Origin of the sequence: Tetragenococcus solitarius NBRC 100494, from assembly GCF_001544195.1 — a bacterium.
In the GTDB taxonomy this organism is placed as follows: domain Bacteria; phylum Bacillota; class Bacilli; order Lactobacillales; family Enterococcaceae; genus Tetragenococcus; species Tetragenococcus solitarius.
Window position 1 is genome coordinate 1 of record NZ_BCPY01000071.1, and the last position, 3,618, is coordinate 3,618.

Here is a 3,618-nt window from a genome sequence, read left to right on the forward strand (position 1 = left end):
AATTATTTAGGTTTGGTAAGTTTTCTATATATATTAAAAGTTCGTCCAATATTTTTTCTTTTGTGTATTTCTTCATTTCACTGATATATTTTTCACGAATTGTTCAGGTTATTTTTTATTCCTTATTTCTATAATTTTTACAACGTCGCTCCATACATTCTTATAGGTAGTATCCTCTTTATTGAAGCCTGCTTCTTGTAAATTTTTCAAGGTTTGTCTATTGATATTTGCGCCCCAAATATGCAGGGGGATAAAATTGATACGATCCATAATTTTTCCAACAACTGGCTTGTTGCTTCGCATATGTTCCAACATAATAACCTTGCCGCCATTCTTGCAGACTCTTCGTATTTCTTTTAATCCTTTAACAGGATCAGGAACAGAGCAAAACACGCAGGAGGTGACCACTGTATCGAATGTATTATCTTCGAAAGTCATGTTTTCTGCATCCATTTCCATTAACGTGACATGATCCTTATCTTTACTCTTATTTTTAGCCTTTTCTAACATCTTTTCGCTGAAGTCTATTCCGGTGACTTCTTTATCTGTCGAATAAAACTCTAAATTTTTACCTGTGCCCACACCGACTTCCAATATTTTTTTCCCTTCTATTTTTTCGAATAATTCTTTTCTCCAATCATCCATCAGCATAGATTCCATCGGTTTTTCCATGAGGTCATATATTTTTGATACGCGATTGTATCTATTTTTTATTTTGTTGTTATCACCAGCCAATCTTTCACCTCCTCAAAGCGGTTGCATGGACATATTTTACAGCTAACTTTTATATCATTTAAAATATTTAGAAGTAACTATTTTTATCTAGTTTACAGGTCCAAATTCTTTTTACGCCGACTATATTCTTGATCATCGATTTCTCCCCTGGCATATCTTTCATTTAAAATTTCCAGCGAAGAACTCTCTATCGGTCGTTTTTTCTGTCTATTATTTTTGGCTATCATGATCATGGACAAACCAATCAAAAACACAAGCACCACTGGTATCGGCCATAAAAATCCACTGCCTATTATTCCAGAACAAACTCCATCGTACATTTTGCCATCTCCATTACTCTCTTATCTATTTATTCAACTAAAAATTGACCCATCATACCCGCGTCTTCATGTTCCAATATGTGACAATGATACATGAACAAACCTTTCTGCTTGAACTTAACTAAAAGCCTTACTTCTTCTCCACTTTCTACCATCACCGTATCTTTCCATCCTTGTTCATTTAAAGGCGGTTCTCCTCCATTTCTTTCAATCACTTGAAACTGTACGCCATGGACGTGAAGAGGATGTGGCGTCTCGCCGCTCATCATTCCCATTCCAGCAGACTCATTAGTAACGACCCACTCTTCCAGTTCATTTAAATTCAGGTATTCATCTATTCTATCCATATCCATTTGCTTACCGTTTATATCCACCATGGGTCCCATACCACTCATGACAAAGTCACGGGTCGTCACGACGTCATCTCTGTCATATTGAACGATGTCGACCAGTTCTTCAGGTATACTGCTGGAGCTGTCAGATTCTTCTGTAATAGTTATCGTCATCACTTCATAGCTGCCATCTCTCAAAACGACTTTATCACCTGTGTTGTAATCTGAAAAATCTACGAGTATCTCGGCTCTTTCAGCTGGCGCCAGGGATACCTCATGCATTTCTATACTGTTTTCTAAAAAGCCTCCGTCAGAAGCAATCTGATAAAACGCAAGATTATCGCTGAAATTAAAGTCGTAAGCACGTGCATTCGAACCATTTAAAAGTCTGAGTCGAACAACTTCACTTTTCACATCCAGTTCAGGTGCGATTGCTCCATTGACCAGTACAGTGTCTCCCTTAAATCCATCCATCACATCTCTCATACCTAACTCATAGGGAATCTGTCCATCCTGTGTAAACCGTTTATCCTGTACGACAAGAGGAATATCATTGACGCCATGTTCTTTAGGTATGTTCAATTCTTTAGATTTTTCATCTTCTATATAGAAAAGGCCAGCTAATCCTTTGTAAACTTGTTCACCTGTTTTATGCAGCAGATGTGGATGATACCAAAGCGTTGCAGCCGGTTGATCAATTGTAAAGTAAGGCTGCCAGCTTGACTTCGGGTCTACGACTTGATGGGGGCCACCATCCATCTCTCCAGGGACTTCTAATCCATGCCAATGAACCGTTGTCGGCTCATCCAGTGTATTCGCTACATTGATTTTTACGTCGTCACCTTTATCCACTCTTATAATAGGGCCTAAATAATCACCATTGTAACCTAACGTTTCAGTTTCCTGTCCTTCAATGAATTCCTTTTTTCCATATTGTACATTCAAATCAAATTCTGCTTTTCCTTCTTCAGGATTTTTATCCTCTAGTAGGGGCGGAATAGGCAACTTATTTTTTTTTTCATCTTTTGTATTATTCATTATTCCCGAATCAACTGCTTGTCTGTTGGGATTATCCACCCTTTCAAGCCCCCTTCCTGAATTTATGAAAAAGTAACCAACATACACTATAAGCAGGAGCATAGAAATGATTATAATTGTATACCATTTTCTGTTTTTATTCATTTGATCATCCTTATCGTTCTCAGACTATATTTATTCATCTATTACTCAACTAAAAAGCCATCCTAAATACAATTTAAGACAGCTTTAATTACTTTTTTTAAACAGTCGATTCTATTGATTGTCTAAGTGTCCCCTCAACTTCTTTGGCAATTTCATTCAAATTGAAATCATCGAATAAATCGATTAAGGCTTCCGGACGTGTCATACCAATATATGTCTGATTATTTTTTTCTCTAACAACCATTTTACACGGTAGAACATAGCCGATATGGATATTTTTTCCCATAACTTCTTTTGCTTTTTTAGGATTACATACTTCCATTACAACAAAATCCTCTTCAAAGTCTAATCCTTTTTCCTTAAGTTTGTCTTTAAAGTTAAGTTGCCACAATACACCAAACCCATTTTCTTTTAATTGTTCAGTTAACGAATCAATAGCCTCGCCAAGTTTCTTGTTTGTCTTTTTTTCATATACGATGTGCATTGGTTTCTTCTCCTCTTTATATTTTTGATTACTCTCTCAACTTGTTTAGTTTATCTCTATACTCTTCCTCTGATATTTCTCCTCTAGCGTATCTCTCTTTTAATATATTAATGGCACGATTTGAGTTTGATGCATGGTCATTATTCGAACGATTCATCAGCATTTTTGCGATAAAGATGACTGCCCCAATAATAACTAACAATTTCAATCCATCATATATCATAAACCACCAACTATTCTCATAACCAAAATTCATCATGTTATCAAAACCGTTATACCAATAGCCGTGCATTGAATCACTCCTTATTCATTTAATGTTTCTTTTTTTATTCTATATGTTTCCTCATCTATTTCACCTTTGGCATATCGTTCATTTAAAATATCCAACGCACTATTCTGCTCTCTAAAAATACTTGTTCCATTCTGTTTATCCTCCAAGTATTTATAAATGAAATAACCAACTATAACAAATAATATGAGTCCCAAGCAGTCTCCTCCTTTTTCTATTTCTGCTTCCTTAACTTTACTGAAAATTTATGGAGATTTTATGGATTCACGACCTGAA

At 35.8% G+C, this 3,618-nt stretch carries 6 protein-coding genes; all 6 read right to left on the minus strand.

Features of this window, described 5'->3' with window-relative positions:
* Nucleotides 1–108: 108 nt before the first annotated feature.
* Nucleotides 109–735, minus strand: coding sequence for a class I SAM-dependent methyltransferase (locus TS1_RS12010; RefSeq protein ID WP_068710712.1), 627 nt, complete (start codon nt 733–735; stop codon nt 109–111).
* A gap of 92 nt (nt 736–827) precedes the next feature.
* On the minus strand, nt 828–1,055 hold the full coding sequence (locus tag TS1_RS12015; protein WP_068710713.1) for an SHOCT domain-containing protein: 228 nt from the start codon (nt 1,053–1,055) through the stop codon (nt 828–830).
* Between the two features lie 29 nt (nt 1,056–1,084).
* Nucleotides 1,085–2,569, minus strand: a complete 1,485-nt coding sequence (locus TS1_RS12020; protein ID WP_068710714.1) for a multicopper oxidase family protein — start codon at nt 2,567–2,569, stop codon at nt 1,085–1,087.
* A gap of 97 nt (nt 2,570–2,666) precedes the next feature.
* Nucleotides 2,667–3,053, minus strand: coding sequence for a DUF302 domain-containing protein (locus TS1_RS12025; RefSeq protein WP_010620814.1), 387 nt, complete (start codon nt 3,051–3,053; stop codon nt 2,667–2,669).
* 28 nt (nt 3,054–3,081) lie between these two features.
* Nucleotides 3,082–3,345, minus strand: coding sequence for an SHOCT domain-containing protein (locus TS1_RS12030; RefSeq protein WP_017866944.1), 264 nt, complete (start codon nt 3,343–3,345; stop codon nt 3,082–3,084).
* 11 nt (nt 3,346–3,356) lie between these two features.
* Nucleotides 3,357–3,539, minus strand: a complete 183-nt coding sequence (locus TS1_RS12035; protein WP_010620812.1) for an SHOCT domain-containing protein — start codon at nt 3,537–3,539, stop codon at nt 3,357–3,359.
* Nucleotides 3,540–3,618: the final 79 nt, after the last annotated feature.

Bases quoted from the DNA above. Each gene is read 5' to 3' on its own strand.
- TS1_RS12015 (WP_068710713.1), bottom strand. From the start codon at position 1,055: ATGTACGATGGAGTTTGTTCTGGAATAATAGGCAGTGGATTTTTATGG.
- TS1_RS12020 (WP_068710714.1), bottom strand. From the start codon at position 2,569: ATGAATAAAAACAGAAAATGGTATACAATTATAATCATTTCTATGCTC.
- TS1_RS12025 (WP_010620814.1), bottom strand. From the start codon at position 3,053: ATGCACATCGTATATGAAAAAAAGACAAACAAGAAACTTGGCGAGGCT.
- TS1_RS12030 (WP_017866944.1), bottom strand. From the start codon at position 3,345: ATGCACGGCTATTGGTATAACGGTTTTGATAACATGATGAATTTTGGT.